11 protein-coding genes are annotated in these 14676 nt (G+C 45.9%); 3 read left to right on the forward strand and 8 right to left on the reverse strand.

Annotated elements, in window-relative coordinates; genetic code table 11:
- Window positions 1-10: 10 nt before the first annotated feature.
- The 3 genes from BLQ44_RS03985 to BLQ44_RS03995 are packed head-to-tail and all read right to left on the reverse strand — an operon-like array spanning window position 11 to window position 3921.
- On the reverse strand, window positions 11-2596 hold the full coding sequence (locus BLQ44_RS03985; protein ID WP_093192337.1) for a YfhO family protein: 2586 nt from the start codon (window positions 2594-2596) through the stop codon (window positions 11-13).
- Window positions 2597-2609: 13 nt separating this feature from the next.
- Window positions 2610-2984, reverse strand: a complete 375-nt coding sequence (locus BLQ44_RS03990; RefSeq protein WP_176757420.1) for a GtrA family protein — start codon at window positions 2982-2984, stop codon at window positions 2610-2612.
- The gene (locus tag BLQ44_RS03995) at window positions 2965-3921 is read right to left on the reverse strand and encodes a glycosyltransferase family 2 protein (RefSeq protein ID WP_093192341.1); all 957 of its coding nucleotides are present in this window, start codon (window positions 3919-3921) and stop codon (window positions 2965-2967) included. The genes BLQ44_RS03990 and BLQ44_RS03995 overlap by 20 nt, the downstream gene beginning before the upstream one ends.
- Before the next feature lie 168 nt (window positions 3922-4089).
- Between BLQ44_RS03995 and BLQ44_RS04000 the strand changes: the two genes are divergently transcribed.
- Window positions 4090-5565: an outer membrane protein assembly factor BamB family protein gene (locus tag BLQ44_RS04000; RefSeq protein WP_093192342.1), complete on the forward strand. Its 1476-nt coding sequence runs from the start codon at window positions 4090-4092 to the stop codon at window positions 5563-5565.
- A 43-nt stretch (window positions 5566-5608) separates the two neighbouring features.
- Here the strand turns inward: BLQ44_RS04000 and BLQ44_RS04005 are convergent, their stop codons facing one another.
- On the reverse strand, window positions 5609-6451 hold the full coding sequence (locus tag BLQ44_RS04005; RefSeq protein ID WP_093192344.1) for an aldo/keto reductase: 843 nt from the start codon (window positions 6449-6451) through the stop codon (window positions 5609-5611).
- Window positions 6452-6874: 423 nt separating this feature from the next.
- Here BLQ44_RS04005 and BLQ44_RS04015 point away from each other — a divergent pair, with 423 nt between their 5' ends.
- Together BLQ44_RS04015 and BLQ44_RS04020 are read left to right on the forward strand one after the other, a co-directional pair.
- On the forward strand, window positions 6875-7090 hold the full coding sequence (locus BLQ44_RS04015; RefSeq protein WP_093192348.1) for a hypothetical protein: 216 nt from the start codon (window positions 6875-6877) through the stop codon (window positions 7088-7090).
- 21 nt (window positions 7091-7111) lie between these two features.
- On the forward strand, window positions 7112-7462 hold the full coding sequence (locus BLQ44_RS04020) for a hypothetical protein (protein ID WP_093192350.1): 351 nt from the start codon (window positions 7112-7114) through the stop codon (window positions 7460-7462).
- A 45-nt stretch (window positions 7463-7507) separates the two neighbouring features.
- Here BLQ44_RS04020 and BLQ44_RS04025 read toward each other — a convergent pair whose 3' ends face one another.
- The 4 genes from BLQ44_RS04025 to BLQ44_RS04040 form a co-directional block, all read right to left on the reverse strand.
- Window positions 7508-8938 carry a glycosyltransferase family 2 protein gene (locus BLQ44_RS04025; RefSeq protein ID WP_093192911.1) on the reverse strand — a complete coding sequence of 477 codons (1431 nt, stop codon included), beginning with the start codon at window positions 8936-8938 and terminating at the stop codon, window positions 7508-7510.
- 2 nt (window positions 8939-8940) lie between these two features.
- Window positions 8941-9981 carry a HEAT repeat domain-containing protein gene (locus BLQ44_RS04030; protein ID WP_093192352.1) on the reverse strand — a complete coding sequence of 347 codons (1041 nt, stop codon included), beginning with the start codon at window positions 9979-9981 and terminating at the stop codon, window positions 8941-8943.
- Between the two features lie 167 nt (window positions 9982-10148).
- Window positions 10149-13301 carry a hypothetical protein gene (locus tag BLQ44_RS04035; protein ID WP_093192912.1) on the reverse strand — a complete coding sequence of 1051 codons (3153 nt, stop codon included), beginning with the start codon at window positions 13299-13301 and terminating at the stop codon, window positions 10149-10151.
- A 95-nt stretch (window positions 13302-13396) separates the two neighbouring features.
- Complete coding sequence (locus tag BLQ44_RS04040; protein WP_093192353.1) at window positions 13397-14665, reverse strand: helix-turn-helix transcriptional regulator; 1269 nt, start codon at window positions 14663-14665, stop codon at window positions 13397-13399.
- Window positions 14666-14676 lie beyond the last annotated feature (11 nt).

A 14676-nucleotide genomic window follows, 5' to 3' on the forward strand; every position in this document is an offset into this window, starting at 1 on the left:
TCTCTCTTTCTTATTGTTTGCCCGTCTTTTTTCTCTTCCAGATCCAAAGACAAGCCATGAACAAGGATACGGAAAAGGCAACAAGTGTAGAGAAGAAATAAGGGGGGCGATAGACGAACTCCACTTCGTTGTCTCCGGGCTCAATCTTCGTGCCGATCATTGCATAATTGACTTTCTCCACTTCTCTTGTTTCTCCGTCTACTTCTACACTCCAACCTTTTTCATAAGGGATAGGAATAGAAAGATAGCTATCCTTTTCAGTATCTATGCTTTCTATGGTGATCCGGTTTCCATTGAATTGTGCATTCGGTTGTTCTTCTTTTCCTGACACCTGTTCCAACGTATCGTAATCCGCTGCATACATCTCAAGCTCGTTCAGCGTATAGTCCCCTTTTGGTACACGGAGGGAGATCAGTTTTTCTTTCGGGACACGGATGGTGATATCGTTCACCCCTGTTTTGTAGATGGAATCCCGAGACTTCCGGCTCGTCTGGAAATCATTCACTTCCAGACCGAAGAGCGGGGCTTCTTTGACATTGTTGAACAGATAAAAAGATACATAAATGTCTTCAGCACTTGATTCCATAATCTTCTCAGGAAGCTGGAGATCAATGCCCCCTTGATCTTCGGTAACGACGAGTTGGTCTTCAGAGTAGGTTGCGCCAACGCTTTTGACCTGAACCTGACTCATGAAGTTCTCATGCTCCGGTACTGTTTTGGCCGTCGTGCTTCCATCTTCTACGACTATTCCTTCTAGCATGGCCTGTTCGCGTGAAAGAAAGTGCCTGTCTGCAAGTGATTCTTCAGAATATACGACATCAGACAAACGAACAAAAGGAAGAGGGTTCGTGTTCTCATACGTCACGTAATTTTCACTTTCCTCCGATTGCTCGAAGCCATATGGAATCGTGTACTCGTTTCCTATTTTTCTTAAGACATGATTACTCCGCCAGAGGCTGTGAAGGTTGGCCCGGTCGCCGAAGCCTGAATATCTGCTTACGCTTTCCCGTTTCATATCGATTTCGAGGTCATGGTAATAGTAATTCAGAAGGTCTCCGTTCAAGATGCTGGAGTAAGCACTCGTACCTTGGAAATCCTGGATGAGAGGGGTGTTGTATCTACCATCTGCCATCCATGTCACCCGGGGGAAAGAAGCATCGAGCGACGAGTCGATCAAGTTCTGTTGCTCGCTACTTACATAGTTGTTGCTTAAGATATAGTCTCTCGAGCTCTCATGAACTTCGCCTCCGGCATACAACTCATAATGCTGATAGACATTCATCGTGACGAGCTGAATGAGAATGGTAACGGAAAATAGTCCGTACCATCCAATCGTTCCGTATCTCTGAGTCAGGAAGATGAGGAGTAACGTAAGGAGAACGGATGTAAGGATCAGCTTGGCCCACACACTGTTGAAAGAAAGAGTGGGATCTCCTGCAAGAAAGGCGGCATACAGTACAATCGTACCTGTTGCGACCAGGCTTGAGTTTTTTATTTTTACGTGTTTTAACAGCGGAAACCCTGCAGCTATCGCGCCACCTATAGTAAAAGAGGCGAGATATTCGTAGCGGTGCTGAGGTGCAGATAGGCCATTGAAAAAGCTTGCTGCATACGGAATGTAATGCAATGCGATGAACAGCAGACTCAGCACCGAGAAAAAAAGGAATGCCGGACTTTTGAACTGCCTGAATAATAAAAGCATAACTACGAACAGAGCCGGAACAATGAGATATAGGCTGTCATAAAGTATATTCGTCGTAGCCTCAAAAAGAGGGATCTCCTGCTCATAAGCGGGGCGTTCATTCTGAAGGAACCCGCGGACGGCCGGAATGAACCCGACGGCTCCCACGCCGAATCCGAGCACTACCGATATAGCATAAAGTTTCAATTGCTGAAGTTTCGGTACTTCTTTTCCAAGGAGGGGGATGAGCCACCGGAAGAGAATATAAACGCCTGTGAAGAAGCCATTGATATAAGCGAAATAGAAGTTATCGAAAAAAGAGATCGCTACGGCCAGAATCAGCCATCCGGGTTTCCCTTCTCGAATCACTTTCTCTACTCCGAGAATAAGGAGTGGCAGCCACAGGAACGCATCACCGAAGAATTCCCAATACGTCACGTGATGGTAGTATTTGGCAGCTGTCGCATAAAAAACCGCCCCGAGAAAAGCGGGGAGGGTCCTGCCGTTGATATATCGGAAAACATAGGTCGTAATCATCAAAACGAAAGTCATCCGCATGATACTTATGAACACAGAAGACTGCGCCCAGAATAATATATCCGGCGAATCGATGATGTTCAAGGTTTCCATCAGAAAGACGATCAGAACCGTCGCATAAAAGAACAAGTTGATGCTGTAATAGTAAGCAAGTTGACTGTATGTATCTCCGCCGAGACCGAATTCATAAGAGTAGAAGAAGTCGCCGCTCGTGAACTGATCGTATAGCATGTCACGGAACGGAACCATTTGGGATAATCCGTCATTCGGTCCGGTCATATAGATGCCTTGTGTCCATTGGTATATGAAATACCCGTGGGCGAGAGTCGCCACCAGGAGACTGGAAATCAACAGCAGGATCGTTTTCTTATTTCTCATAGATGTTCACGCCTTACCTTTTCAAAATTTTGCCCGTTACCACAAAGGTGATGGGTACGGTGAAAAACACCGCTGCCAGTGGTGCCACGTTGCCATTCCAGTGAAAGAGATCAACGAACACGAATGTCAGCAGGGAAGATACGGACATGTTGACCACCTGGGTGAAGGGAAACATGAGAAACTTGGTGATCGTCGGCTTTACCCTGTACGTAAAGTAGACGTTCAAAAAGAAAGAAATGACCATGCTGATAAAAAAGGCCAGAATGTGGGAGAGGAGATAGTACCACTCCAGTACGTTGTAAAATAGTACATAAAATATATAGTAGTTGGCAGTATTCATTCCGCCTACCAGAACGAATCTGGTAAGCTCATTGTTCAATTTTTTCATAAACATCCTCTTCTACATTACTTTCTTCGATTAGATAGTGGGGGCGTTTCTTCGTTTCCATATAAATTCTTCCGACGTATTCACCAATGATCCCCAGGCTCATCAGCTGGATACCACCAAGGAAAAGGATAGAGGAGATAGTGGTGAAATAGCCAGGGACATCCACGCCGCGGAACAGAATCATGATGAACATGATAAGGATGTAAACCATGCTGAAGCCCATAATGGCGAGTCCTGCATAAAAAACGAAACGGAGAGGCCGCTGGTTGAAGGAGACGATTCCTTCGATTCCGTATTCCAATAGTTGTTTCAACGACCAGTGGGAATCTCCGTTTTCCCTCTGTACGTTGTCGAAGTGGACGATCTTTTTCCTGAAGCCGATCCAGGAAAACAATCCTTTCGAGAAACGGTTTCCTTCACTAAGAGCAAGTATCGCCTGCACCGCTTGTCTGCCTAGCAGCCGGAAATCTCCCTCTCCATCGGAAAGATTCACCTGAGCCAGGCTATTCACCCCTTTATAGTATAGCTTGGAAAGCATAGAACGGAATTTCGATTCCCCGTTTCTGTTACGTTTCGCTACAACTTGCTGGAAACCTTCGAAGTACCCGTTCAGTAAGTCCGGGATAAGCGAAGGCGGATGCTGAAGATCTGCATCCATGATGATGACAGCCTCCCCTTCCGCATGCTGGAGACCGGCAATGAGTGCCGGTTCTTTCCCGAAGTTCCGGCTGAATGATATATATTTCACTTCTTTTGCATGCCTCGCCCTATTCTTGAGCCGCTGCAGGGTATCATCTTTGCTTCCGTCGTCTATGAAAATCACCTGATAAGAGTAGGGAAGATGTCGGAATTCTTCTTGAAGTGCTTCATGCACCAGATCGATATTTTCACCCTCGTTATAGGCAGGGATCACGATAGAAATCAATAATTCATTCATAGTCTTCCTCCGTCTCCATACTAGCTGTAACCATTCTTCCCTAGCCTTGTAAAATTGAAACTCGTACAAAATACGTGGGACCTATTCACTTTTTCAATTATTGTTTTACCGTGCGTGAGAGAAGGGAAAAGAAGTAACAATGTAATCAGTGCTGAGGAGGCGGTTGCTATGAAGAGGTACATAAGGAACTATATCGTCGGAGTGTCATTCCTATTGTTTTTTCTTGCGGGAGCGTATTCTGCAGAAGCGACTTTCGGGCCGGACTCGTGGCTCGAGTATCGTTTGAATGACAAGAATAACCCTGTCTATGACGAGGATGGGACGGACCCTCTCGAAGCGGTGACTTTCGAGACGGGGGATCAGATCCGTTCTACCCCGGTAGTCATCGGAGACCGGTTATTCGCAGGTAATCATAATACGGGAGAGATGTTCGCCTTCGATATCAAAAGTGGGGAATTGTTATGGGAAAACCAGGCCCCGAATTGGATACACTCTGAAATGATCTACCAGGGCGGAACCGTCTATGTCGGATTCGGGAACCGGTTTTTCGAAAACGGTATCCGTGGTACAGGACAGAGCGGGGTTATGGCCGTAGATGCAGAAACGGGAGAGACCTTATGGCAGACCGAAACGGATGGAGAAGTCATGCCAACGCCTGTGTACCATGAGGGATATGTTTATGCTGCGACAGGAGACAGACATCTCTATAAAATGGAAGAAAGTAGTGGAGAGGTCGAAGAAAAGATTAATCTCGGCCATATCGTAAGTATGTCTTCCCCTAATTATTATGAGGATCACATATTCGTAGGAGGCGGTGCGCCTCGGCCTTATACGTTTTCGGCTGTAGATGTGGAGGAAGATACCGTCACATGGCAGACCGAGATGCCCGATGCTTTCGCAGGGCTTGATGATGTCCCGCCGGCTATCAGCGAAGATATTGTAGTGACAACCGCTTTGGAAGGTCCCGGGCCTCTACCGTTGAAGCAGGTATACGACAACTCAGGTGCTGTAGAAGCATATAAAGAACTCGTTAAATCTCTTGTCGGGAATCAAAAAGAATATCCGGAACATGTAATGTATGCCATGGACACAAATAATGGAGAATTGTTGTGGAAGAAAAGCCTTGGTTCCGGAGAAATGGTGAAAAACAACAAATCGGGAGCACCGATGATCTATGACGGGCGTGTGTATGTAGGGAGTCCGATCACAGAAACGTTTTATTCTTATGATTTACAAACGGGAGAGAAACAGTGGGAATTCAGAAATACTACTATGAAAGCACCCCCTGTAGCCGACGATGGTGTCGTCTATTTCACGAACGCGGAAGGATATGTCCATGCCATGGATGCCGAGACAGGGGAAGAAATCGGTCGTAAAGAACTTGGAGGTACTTTGGCACCCTCTGGTCCGATCATAATGAACGACACTTTGATCGTAGGAAGCCAGGATAGCAACGTCTATGCACTTCCGGTTGAAGAGATTCAGGGGTCTTCGGATGAATTCACTACGAACCATCATGAAGAAAAGAGTATGCTCTCTTTTGTTTCAGTTGTATACGGCGCACCCACCATTCTCCTTATCGTACTGATGATACTTGGAGTAGCAGGCGTACGTATGTTCAGAAAGAAACATCACAATAAATAGGAAGAATCCGGAGAACAGGGACCTGCTTCTCCGGATTCTTCAGTTAAAACTCTTCATATATAGCGGGGTTCTGATTATTCAATCGCCCATCGTCTTTAGTCAATTCATCAATCATTCTCATTTCTCCATCTTCGAGTGTGAAATCGAAAATGTTTTTGTTTTCTTTCTGTCTCTCCGGAGAGGATGATTTAGGGATAGGGATGGTTCCGAGCTGGTAGTGCCAGCGCAGAATCACCTGAGACACCGACTTTCCGTGGCGAGCGGCGATTTCCTGGATGACTTCGTTCCCCAGAATATTGGTCACTCGTGCCAATGGGCTCCATGACTCTGTCTGTATTCCTTTCTCCTTATGGTAAGCGATCTGGTCCTTCTGATTGAAGAAGGGGTGCAGTTCAACCTGGTTGATGGCAGGTAGGATACCCGTCTCTTCTTCCAGGCGTTCTATGTGTTCAGGGAGGAAATTACAAACACCGATGGAGCGGATCAATCCCCATTTCTTCGCATCGATTAATGCCTGCCACGCTTCCACATACATATTCTGTTTCGGATTCGGCCAGTGGATCAGGTACAGGTCATAATAATCGAGTCCTGCCCGGTACAGGGATTCCTGTATGGAAGTGACTGCTTTATCATGTTCATGGTACCGTCCTGGAAGTTTGGAAGTGATGCGAAGTTCGTCACGGGGAACACTGCTGCGACGTACAGCTTCTCCGACGGTACCTTCGTTTTCATAATTGTAGGCTGTATCGATCAGACGATACCCGGAATCGATGGCACTGTGGATGGAAGTCGCTCCATCGTTTCCGTTCAGACGATACGTTCCGAAACCTATCGAAGGGACGATCAATCCATCATTCAGAGTGATCTCAGGGATAGCATTACTCAATATTCATCTTCCTTTCTATGTATTTGTTTAAATATACCTCTCCAGAGAAGAGAGTAAACTTCGGCGCTCATTTCCTGATAATGAGTAGAGGATTCCTTTTCAATTACTCGAAAATCTGACTTCGGTTTGAGTGATATTTTCACCTTTTGTTCTTCTGGATAATTTTGAAACGGATGACTGTTTAATACGTATCACTAGTAAAGGCGGTGATCGGTTGTTACTTCTAGGAGAAATATTTCAGTGGGGAGCGGCGTTCATATTTATTATCAGTTCTTCTTTTTACCTTAATGATTTAGAAAAAAGGAAGAAAAGAAGAGAATTATCTTCTTTTGAAGCTGCCATGCGATTCATCCTTCAGACAGCTTATATTCTGTTCGCTATCGGGTTACTTCTTCAAATCTTTTTCAGGTAGGTGACTTTCTCATGAGAATAATACAAGATGAGTCTTCGTACGGGCTATTCGTCGTGATAACTGTGCTTTCTTTGATGACACTGCAAAAAATCGAACGACTTGAGAAATCGAGGAGGAAGCTATCCGATCAAGTAGCAGGAGAAGCTTTGAGAAAAAAGGAGTATAGCCCTGGGAGGATTCTTCGTTTTTTCGACGGTAAGACCGGGAATAGGGAGAGTAGCTTGTAAGAATACAGAGGAGGACCAGGCATGGAAAATGAAGAGAAAGTCATCCATCACTTCACGGATTTCCGTGAATTTGAAACAGAAGGATTAAAGAATAAAGGAATAGATTTCCCGGAGCTCGAGCAAGTACTCAGTGACTACATATTGAGTCAGGATAGGGATACGCTGATCTTCAAAGAATGTATCGTTCAGATGAAGCAGCGAAGCGATGGAGAAATCCGCACTGTGAAGATCGTTTACCAGGATGATGATATGAACAGTGATATCCGATTATGGGGAGCAAGGAATGACCAGAATGGAGAGGTTCTTAATATGAACGTGGATGCTGTGAACCTTGTGACGGAAGAAGTAGTATATGAACGTTCACTTATTTGAATAGGAAAAGGGTTCTGCTTTAAGTGGCAGAACCCTTTTCCTTGTTCAGCTTCGATTTTCGACTTCCCCGAGTCCCTGTCTCTGCATATTGCCCCACATCCGTTTGCGTCTCGTGAGAAACATCCAGAGGCCTTCGCAGCGCCACCAGACAAGAAGAGGACGATACCAGAACGTTTCCGTCAAAGCGAAGAAATAGAGGATCAGAATACTCTTGATATCCGGGTATTTATGATACGTCCATTCCTCGAGGAGGACAGCCAGAGAAGAGAGAAGAGAGCCGTAAGCTACCGTCACAATCGTCATCAGTATAGCCCATTCAATGGATACGAATGAGAAGAGAATCCCCAGCAAAATAATGAGTATGCCGATGAGTTCGAATACGGCACTTAGGAGCTCGACGAAAAGGTAATAAGGAAGAGAAAAAAGCCCGACCCCTTTGTATTTCGGATTGAAAAGCATCGCCTTATGGATCCAAAGCGTCTCAGCAAGTCCTCTCTGCCAGCGTCTTCTTTGAGCACGCAGAGAAGCATATGTCGAAGGAGCCTCTGTCCAACAGACAGGATCCTGGATATATTCGATTCTCTGTTTGGACTTTTCATCCTTCAAAGAGCGGTGAATGCGTACTACCAGTTCCATGTCTTCTCCCACAGTGGCTGTATTATATCCGCCTGCTTTGATGACGCGACTCTTTTCGAATATTCCGAAGGCTCCCGATATGATGAGTAGCATGTTCATATGAGACAGCCCGAGGCGTCCGATGAGAAAAGCCCGGAAATACTCGATGATCTGGAGAAGGACCATCGGTTTTTTAGGGAGACCGATTTTCCTGACTTCACTCTCCCTGATTTCTGAACCATTTGCTATTCTTACGGTACCTCCAGTCACGGTCACCTGGCCATTCGAATCGATGATCGGTTTCATCGTTTTCAGTAAGGCATCTTTATCCAGAAGAGAGTCTCCGTCGATCGCTGCAAAGTAAGGGTATTTGGAGAAATTGATCCCGGCGTTCAATGCATCTGCTTTCCCTCCATTTTCTTTGCGCAACAAAAACAGATTAGGAAATTCCTTAGAACGATAGCCTTCGAAAACTGGTTGGGTTTGAAAGTGATGCCTGGTGGCAAGGGTGATTCTTTCCATGCCGAACGAGCGGATCATGCGGGACGCCGTTTCATCCTTGGAACCATCGTCGATAATGATGATTTCGTGCGTAGGATAGTTGAGTTTCAGCATGGAGTTTGCCGTATTCACGATTCCTACCTCTTCATTATAAGCCGGTACAAGTACAGACACCGGAAATGTATCCTGGTTAACAGCTGTTTCTTCGATGGTTTCTTCCCGTTCGAGACCCTGTTCCTTCCTTATTTTCGGTCCGGCAATAAGAAAGAGGGTCACGTAAACGGCTGCCACGATTCCCATATACGCAATGACTAGAATAGCTACGATATCGATGATAAAAGTGAACTGGTCCTGATTCATCATTAACTAACCTCCATCGTCAGAAGACGGGATGCCATATCTCTGGCGTATCTGTCTTCATGATGCTCCGACACCTCTTTAAGAAGAGATGCCCCTTCAGGTAATTGTCGTAAAGCTTCAAGAGCGGCGAAACGAACCCACCACTCCCTGTCTCCGGCTAAATCGTTCAAATACATTTCAAACTCCGAGAGACCCAGACGACCTGCTGCCTTAGCAGCCAGCATACGTTCCTCCCAATGAGAGGATTGGAAAAAATCCAGTAACAACTCTTCATCTGAACACGACCCTATCTCAGCAATGGCACGGAGAGCTTTTAAACGGATCTCTTTATTAGGAAGAGAGAGACGCTTCTCGATGAAGGGAAGGGAGGCAGCATCTTTCTTTTCCCCGCAATAGGAAACCACTGCCAGTTGAAGGGAATGAGGGAGCCGACTCTTCGACTGGTCCATCTCACTCTTCAATTGCTCTATGATAGAAAAGGGGAATCTTCTTAACAGCTCTTTGATCATTCTCTGAGAGAGTCGTGAGTCCTGTAATAGAACATCCACTAGTCTCTCTTCTCCGAAAACAGCCAAGGAACGTAACGACTGGCGGTACTCTTCGTCATAGTGTTGGCTTTTCGAAAAAAGGTCCCATATGTCATCTTTCAGGTCTTCCATATGAAATTCTTCGATGAAATACAGGGTGTTCACCCGCTGGGACCAACTTCCTTTCTTCAAATAAAGCCTATAGGATCGACTGAGATGAAGATGAGCAGCATGGGTTAGCTTCCCTTTATCTATTTTGCGGTTACTGTGATCGATCAGATGGTTCAATATCTTTTCGATAACAAGGACACGCGTGGATCCATATAAATCAGGATCCGGAACATCCTGCTCGCTTCCGGTTGTATAAGAGGAGAAGGGAATATACCATTTTTGATACCCTGCATTTACTTCTTCTTCGATGGATATACGTTTTCTTTTGGCGGTAAGTAGATAAAAAAGAACGGATAGCTGCAATAGAAATAGAATAATGATGAACCACAATGCGAATTCAACCATAAGTATGACTCCCTCCCTAATGGAATAGGAATTCGTTCATGATAATGAACACTGATCATTAATTATTACCCTTTATCCAAACATTTGAAAAGTGTTTTTCTACTTAGCAGAGATTAGAAAATACCCGAAGGAGGCTAGTCTGTCCTTCGGGCATCAGAGATGACGATTCAGTGATTGTTGAACGTTTCCTTCATAATGTCATAGGATTTTTTCAATCGTTCTTCGAATTCCGGGATGTCCCACTTCTCCCAGGAGTAATTCATAAACGTATCTACAACATCCTCGGGCTGAGCAGGTAATATGTCTGAAATACCGTTTTCCTTCTCTTGTGTATAAGCAGCGAAGCGGAAGGATTCGAACTCTTCGGATGCTTCAAGACCTCCGGCATACAGGTCAGTCATTTGCTGTTTGGTGCTGGGGTCTTTGACGTTCAACAGCAGCCACGGGATTCTGATCTCGATGATCCCTTCTCCGGTAGAGAAATCTGTCAGAGAGTTATAGTCTTTGGATTCCGGATCTGCATCCCCGTGTGTAAGTTCGCCTGTTTCATAGGAAGTGAAGGGAATCACCTCTCCGGATTCCGGCAATGTGAGCTCTTTGTTCAAAGCGAGTCTGACAGGGTGGAACGTTCCGTTATCCTTGTTCTCGGCATAGGCTTTCTTCTCGATACTATTCAGAACGTACCCGTATTGATAATAGAAAGGATCGTAATAACTGTCCACTTTCAGAGAGGCATCGTCCTTGCTATTGATATCAAGCCGGAAGTCTATACCTTCCTGGAAGGGGACCCCGGAGACATCGGTGATGCCCTGACCTTTGATGGTATCGAAAGCGATGGTGAGAGATTGTTCTTCGAAGGAGAAGGACTTAGCCGTTTCTAAACGAAGATAGAGATATCTTTCGTCATGATCAGCTGCCAAAGAGCGCAAAGGCCCTGATTCTTTTCGTTCGAGTTCCTTGTCCTCCCATGATTCTCCTTTTCCGTCGATCGTCCGCTTCAGACGATCGAAAGCCAACAAACCGAACTGTTGCTCATTCGTCTGAGCGTTGGACCAGAACGGGCGTCGATCCGGATCGTCCAGGTCCATCGTATTCCACGTACGTTTGAACCACTCATCCTGCCATGTGAAGACTAAGCCTCCCATCGCTCCTTCCGCAATGATGTCTTCGAAGAGGCGCTTGTTTATCTCTCCCTGTTCTTTCTCAGAATGGTGACCCTGGTCGAGCCCGAAAGGATTCTCATGAGTTTTTCCCCGGGAGCCGGGTACGCCGAACTCAGCGATGAGCACCGGCATCTCGTGTTGGGAAATCAGGTCGTTGAGATATCCGGCATAACTGTTCTTCTCTCCACGATGATCCGTATAAGCGAGGTATTCTTCGTCATAGTTCAGGAAATCCGGATAATACGGATAGACGTGATAGGATGCGAACATCCCACTGGTGAACGTTTCTTTCGTCTGTACGACGTTCGGATTCACACTTGCCAGGTCTTCCTGAGGCAGAGGTTCGGACGGGTGATCGAGTAAATCGGTCGTCACCCAGTTCGTGAAGCTGATCGGTCTTTCGACATGGTACGTGCCTTTTTCGTACTCAATGGTGAAGTCCATCATGGAAGTGAGCCAATGTTCGAAAGGGGACGCACCCTCTGTGAAGAGATATTGGCCGTCGTAGTCCCCGATTTCCTGGTGTTTTTCATTTGTACCCTGGACCATTTCCGGGTACCACTCGACACCGATGATCCATCCAGCTACATAGTCGGAAATGTCTGCAGTATAGGTGCCACTGGCGTGTCCTGGTTGTTCTGGGATATCAGCATTGCCATGGATGACGTCGATAAGATTCTTGATCTCTTCCCGGAACTTGGTCGTACTTTCTTCGTTGAAACTGTCGAGCGTCTCCTCGAGTGGTTCTTCTTCCGCCCATACGCCGTGAAGCACATAAAGGGGTTCTTCCGCCTCGTCATTGTGGCGTTTCAACGCTTTATAGAACGCCGGGGGATGTCGTGTATATACGCGGAGAGCATTGGCATTCATGTCACTGATCTGTCGGAACCAGCGCGCATATTCCTGTTCGGTAATGGCAGCTTCACCCGGGAAGGCGCCCGGCTTAGCCATCCCCATATTCACCCCTTTGATGACTTCCGTCGTCCATTCCCCGTCTTTATAAATTTCGAATTCATTGGACTTCACCCGTGCAGGACTTTCTTTAGGCTCATTCGTTGTGCTGGCCGCTTGTTCAGGGGAAAATGTACGTGCTTCTTCAAGAATCTTCTGCATCATCGGTACGTATGTTTTCCAGTAGAAAGGAGAGGGGTCACTGTCATCCCCGAAAGAAACCCACTTCATCAATGAAGGGAGTCCTTGGATTCTTTTGAAGCCCGGAAGATCATCCATATCAGCATAGTCTCCTGCGAAATAATAGAAGGGAGCACCATCTCTTTCCGATCTTGTGATGGCAGGGAACGAAGCAGGGATGCCGGCTTCCTGTAATTTCGCCTCTCCTTCCTCTGTTACTTGAAATTCATAAGAAGCCAGAACAGAATCTTCGCGATTGGCCTCGATGACATCGAACCAGTAAGGGTAGGGAGGGGAATCTTCAAGCCCGAAAAGGGATTTGCCTGCTTCACTGAAAGTCAATGTAAGGCTCTCCTCAGAAAGATCCGAGTCAGCTTCGAGCACGTTGATCCTTCCGTCTTCATGAACGAAAAGGTATCCCGCTCCTTCGAAACCCCAGTCTTCAGAGGTCTGCTGTTCGTAGCTTTGCACAGCCCATTCCGGTATTTCTGTATCTGAAGTATTAGCAAGAGAAGAGAAGTACCTACCTCTCCAACCGGTAACCTGAATATCCAACATATCAGTCATAAGTGTTCTAGCTTCTTCCTTAGTGGGGCTCGAAAACGAATTGAATTCAGCAACGAAAGGTCTCGGGTTTTCAGAAAGCGCCCCGGTGATCCGCTCTGCTTCCTGCAAAGACAGGCCTCCGTTTGCCGTGGGGGAGGCTTCTTCTGTGTCGATGCCATATGTGTCAGCCACATAAAAGAATTCGAAAGAAGAGAGGTCGTCCGGGAGAGAAGTCATCTCATCCGTGTCCGGATCGTAACCTCTATAGTCTTCATCGAGGGTATACGAATCTCCATCACTATCTACATATTTTTCATGATTCATGATCCACATCAATCCTTTGTGTTCCCGGTAAGTGTCGTCCGGGACAGTCTTGTCGACTATGAGCGTATGAAGGACCTCGCTCGATTGCCAGTGCCACCATAGGATCGGAGTGAGCAAAACAAGAAGAATTCCTGCAGCGAGTAACAATTTCTTCATAAGAATCCATGCTCCTTTTCCTGTAAAAATCATGAATATATTATCTCATGAAATAGGTGTTCCGCCTACTATAATGAACAAAATTCGACATATCGTTACCTGTATCCGATAACGTGTTCACTGTTCCTGAGCGCGAGTCTGTAATAGTGGGAAGCCTTCTTGTAAAAGCCTTTCGTTTCATAATAGTCGGCGAGAATTTTTGCGTATTTCATGACTTTTCGTGAATCTCTGTTCTCTTCCAGCTGCGGAAAAAACGTCTTTTCCATAAAAGGCTCCCATTCTTCTTTAGGAAAGATGAGGAAATGGTGGAAGAACTTCATTTCCTGCACGGGTGTAAGTCGATCCGGAAGGTCTTCCATCAAAGTGTCGTACTCGCTCAAAAGCTCTCTGCAAGTGGCATATTCATTCTTCTCATAGTGAACTTCAAGCAATAGCACGAAAGAATGGGCAAAGCTTTCGGTCTTCTCCTCTTTCTGCTTCAACGCTTCCTTAAGGTGACCGATAGCTCTTTCATAGTCCTGCATGCGGACGTACATATTCGCAAAGTTATGCTCGATGATTCCGAGATGCTTGCTATCTTCCAAGAATTCTGCAAGTCCTCTCGCTTTCTCATAGTGGGAGCGGCAGGTAGGGAAATCACCGACACGACTGTGACAGATTCCGAGTTGGATATGAACTTTCATACATTGCTTCGGACGGTAATGGGACTGGAAAATTCTCAATGCTTCTTCCGCATTGTAGAAGCACAAGGACTCTTTTTTCTGCGAATAAAGGACAAGGGAATATAGAAAATGAAGGTCCGCTTTTTCGAGTTCATGGAAATGGACTCCGGAATATTCCAGCATTGCTTTATCGAAATGATACTCGGAAGATCCGAGGTCCGAAGTCATCATCCAATAATAATTGCCTATATGTTTATGGAACAGAAATCGAAGACGACTATCCAGTTGTTCAGCGAATTCCTCGGAAAAGTCGACGGATTCTCTTGCTTTCTCCGAATCGGGATGGATCAGGAAATAGCGGATTCTTTTAACGTGGAATTCCAGCTGCAGAGGAAGAGGAGTCATCTCTGATAAAAGCGGTTCCAACGCTTCGAATGTTTTTCGGGTACAGTTTTTGTCGTTGTCCAGAAGAGGGGCCTCCCACTCCCTAAGGAGCTTTTGGATCGTCGAGTCTTCACTCTGCTGGTTGAAATAGTCGACGCCGACCCGTTCGAACAATAAGGCCATTGTTTCTTCATTAGCATCGATTTTGCCGTTCTCGATCCTTGATAGATAGGAAGTGGAAACGATCGATTTCGCAATCTCTTCCTGACTCATCTTATTTTTCTGGCGCAGATTTTTAAGGATTTTCCCCTGACCCATAGCATCATTCT

It is taken from the genome of Salimicrobium halophilum (assembly GCF_900100295.1).
GTDB lineage: Bacteria > Bacillota > Bacilli > Bacillales > Halobacillaceae > Salimicrobium > Salimicrobium halophilum.

What these genes read in the sequence shown, in the direction of transcription:
- BLQ44_RS03995 (WP_093192341.1), bottom strand. Translation starts at nt 3,921, where the DNA reads ATGAATGAATTATTGATTTCTATCGTGATCCCTGCCTATAACGAGGGT.
- BLQ44_RS04030 (WP_093192352.1), bottom strand. Translation starts at nt 9,981, where the DNA reads ATGGTTGAATTCGCATTGTGGTTCATCATTATTCTATTTCTATTGCAG.
- BLQ44_RS04015 (WP_093192348.1), top strand. Translation starts at nt 6,875, where the DNA reads ATGAGAATAATACAAGATGAGTCTTCGTACGGGCTATTCGTCGTGATA.
- BLQ44_RS03985 (WP_093192337.1), bottom strand. Translation starts at nt 2,596, where the DNA reads ATGAGAAATAAGAAAACGATCCTGCTGTTGATTTCCAGTCTCCTGGTG.
- BLQ44_RS04025 (WP_093192911.1), bottom strand. Translation starts at nt 8,938, where the DNA reads ATGAATCAGGACCAGTTCACTTTTATCATCGATATCGTAGCTATTCTA.
- BLQ44_RS04020 (WP_093192350.1), top strand. Translation starts at nt 7,112, where the DNA reads ATGGAAAATGAAGAGAAAGTCATCCATCACTTCACGGATTTCCGTGAA.
- BLQ44_RS04000 (WP_093192342.1), top strand. Translation starts at nt 4,090, where the DNA reads ATGAAGAGGTACATAAGGAACTATATCGTCGGAGTGTCATTCCTATTG.
- BLQ44_RS04035 (WP_093192912.1), bottom strand. Translation starts at nt 13,301, where the DNA reads ATGAAGAAATTGTTACTCGCTGCAGGAATTCTTCTTGTTTTGCTCACT.
- BLQ44_RS03990 (WP_176757420.1), bottom strand. Translation starts at nt 2,984, where the DNA reads ATGAAAAAATTGAACAATGAGCTTACCAGATTCGTTCTGGTAGGCGGA.
- BLQ44_RS04040 (WP_093192353.1), bottom strand. Translation starts at nt 14,665, where the DNA reads ATGGGTCAGGGGAAAATCCTTAAAAATCTGCGCCAGAAAAATAAGATG.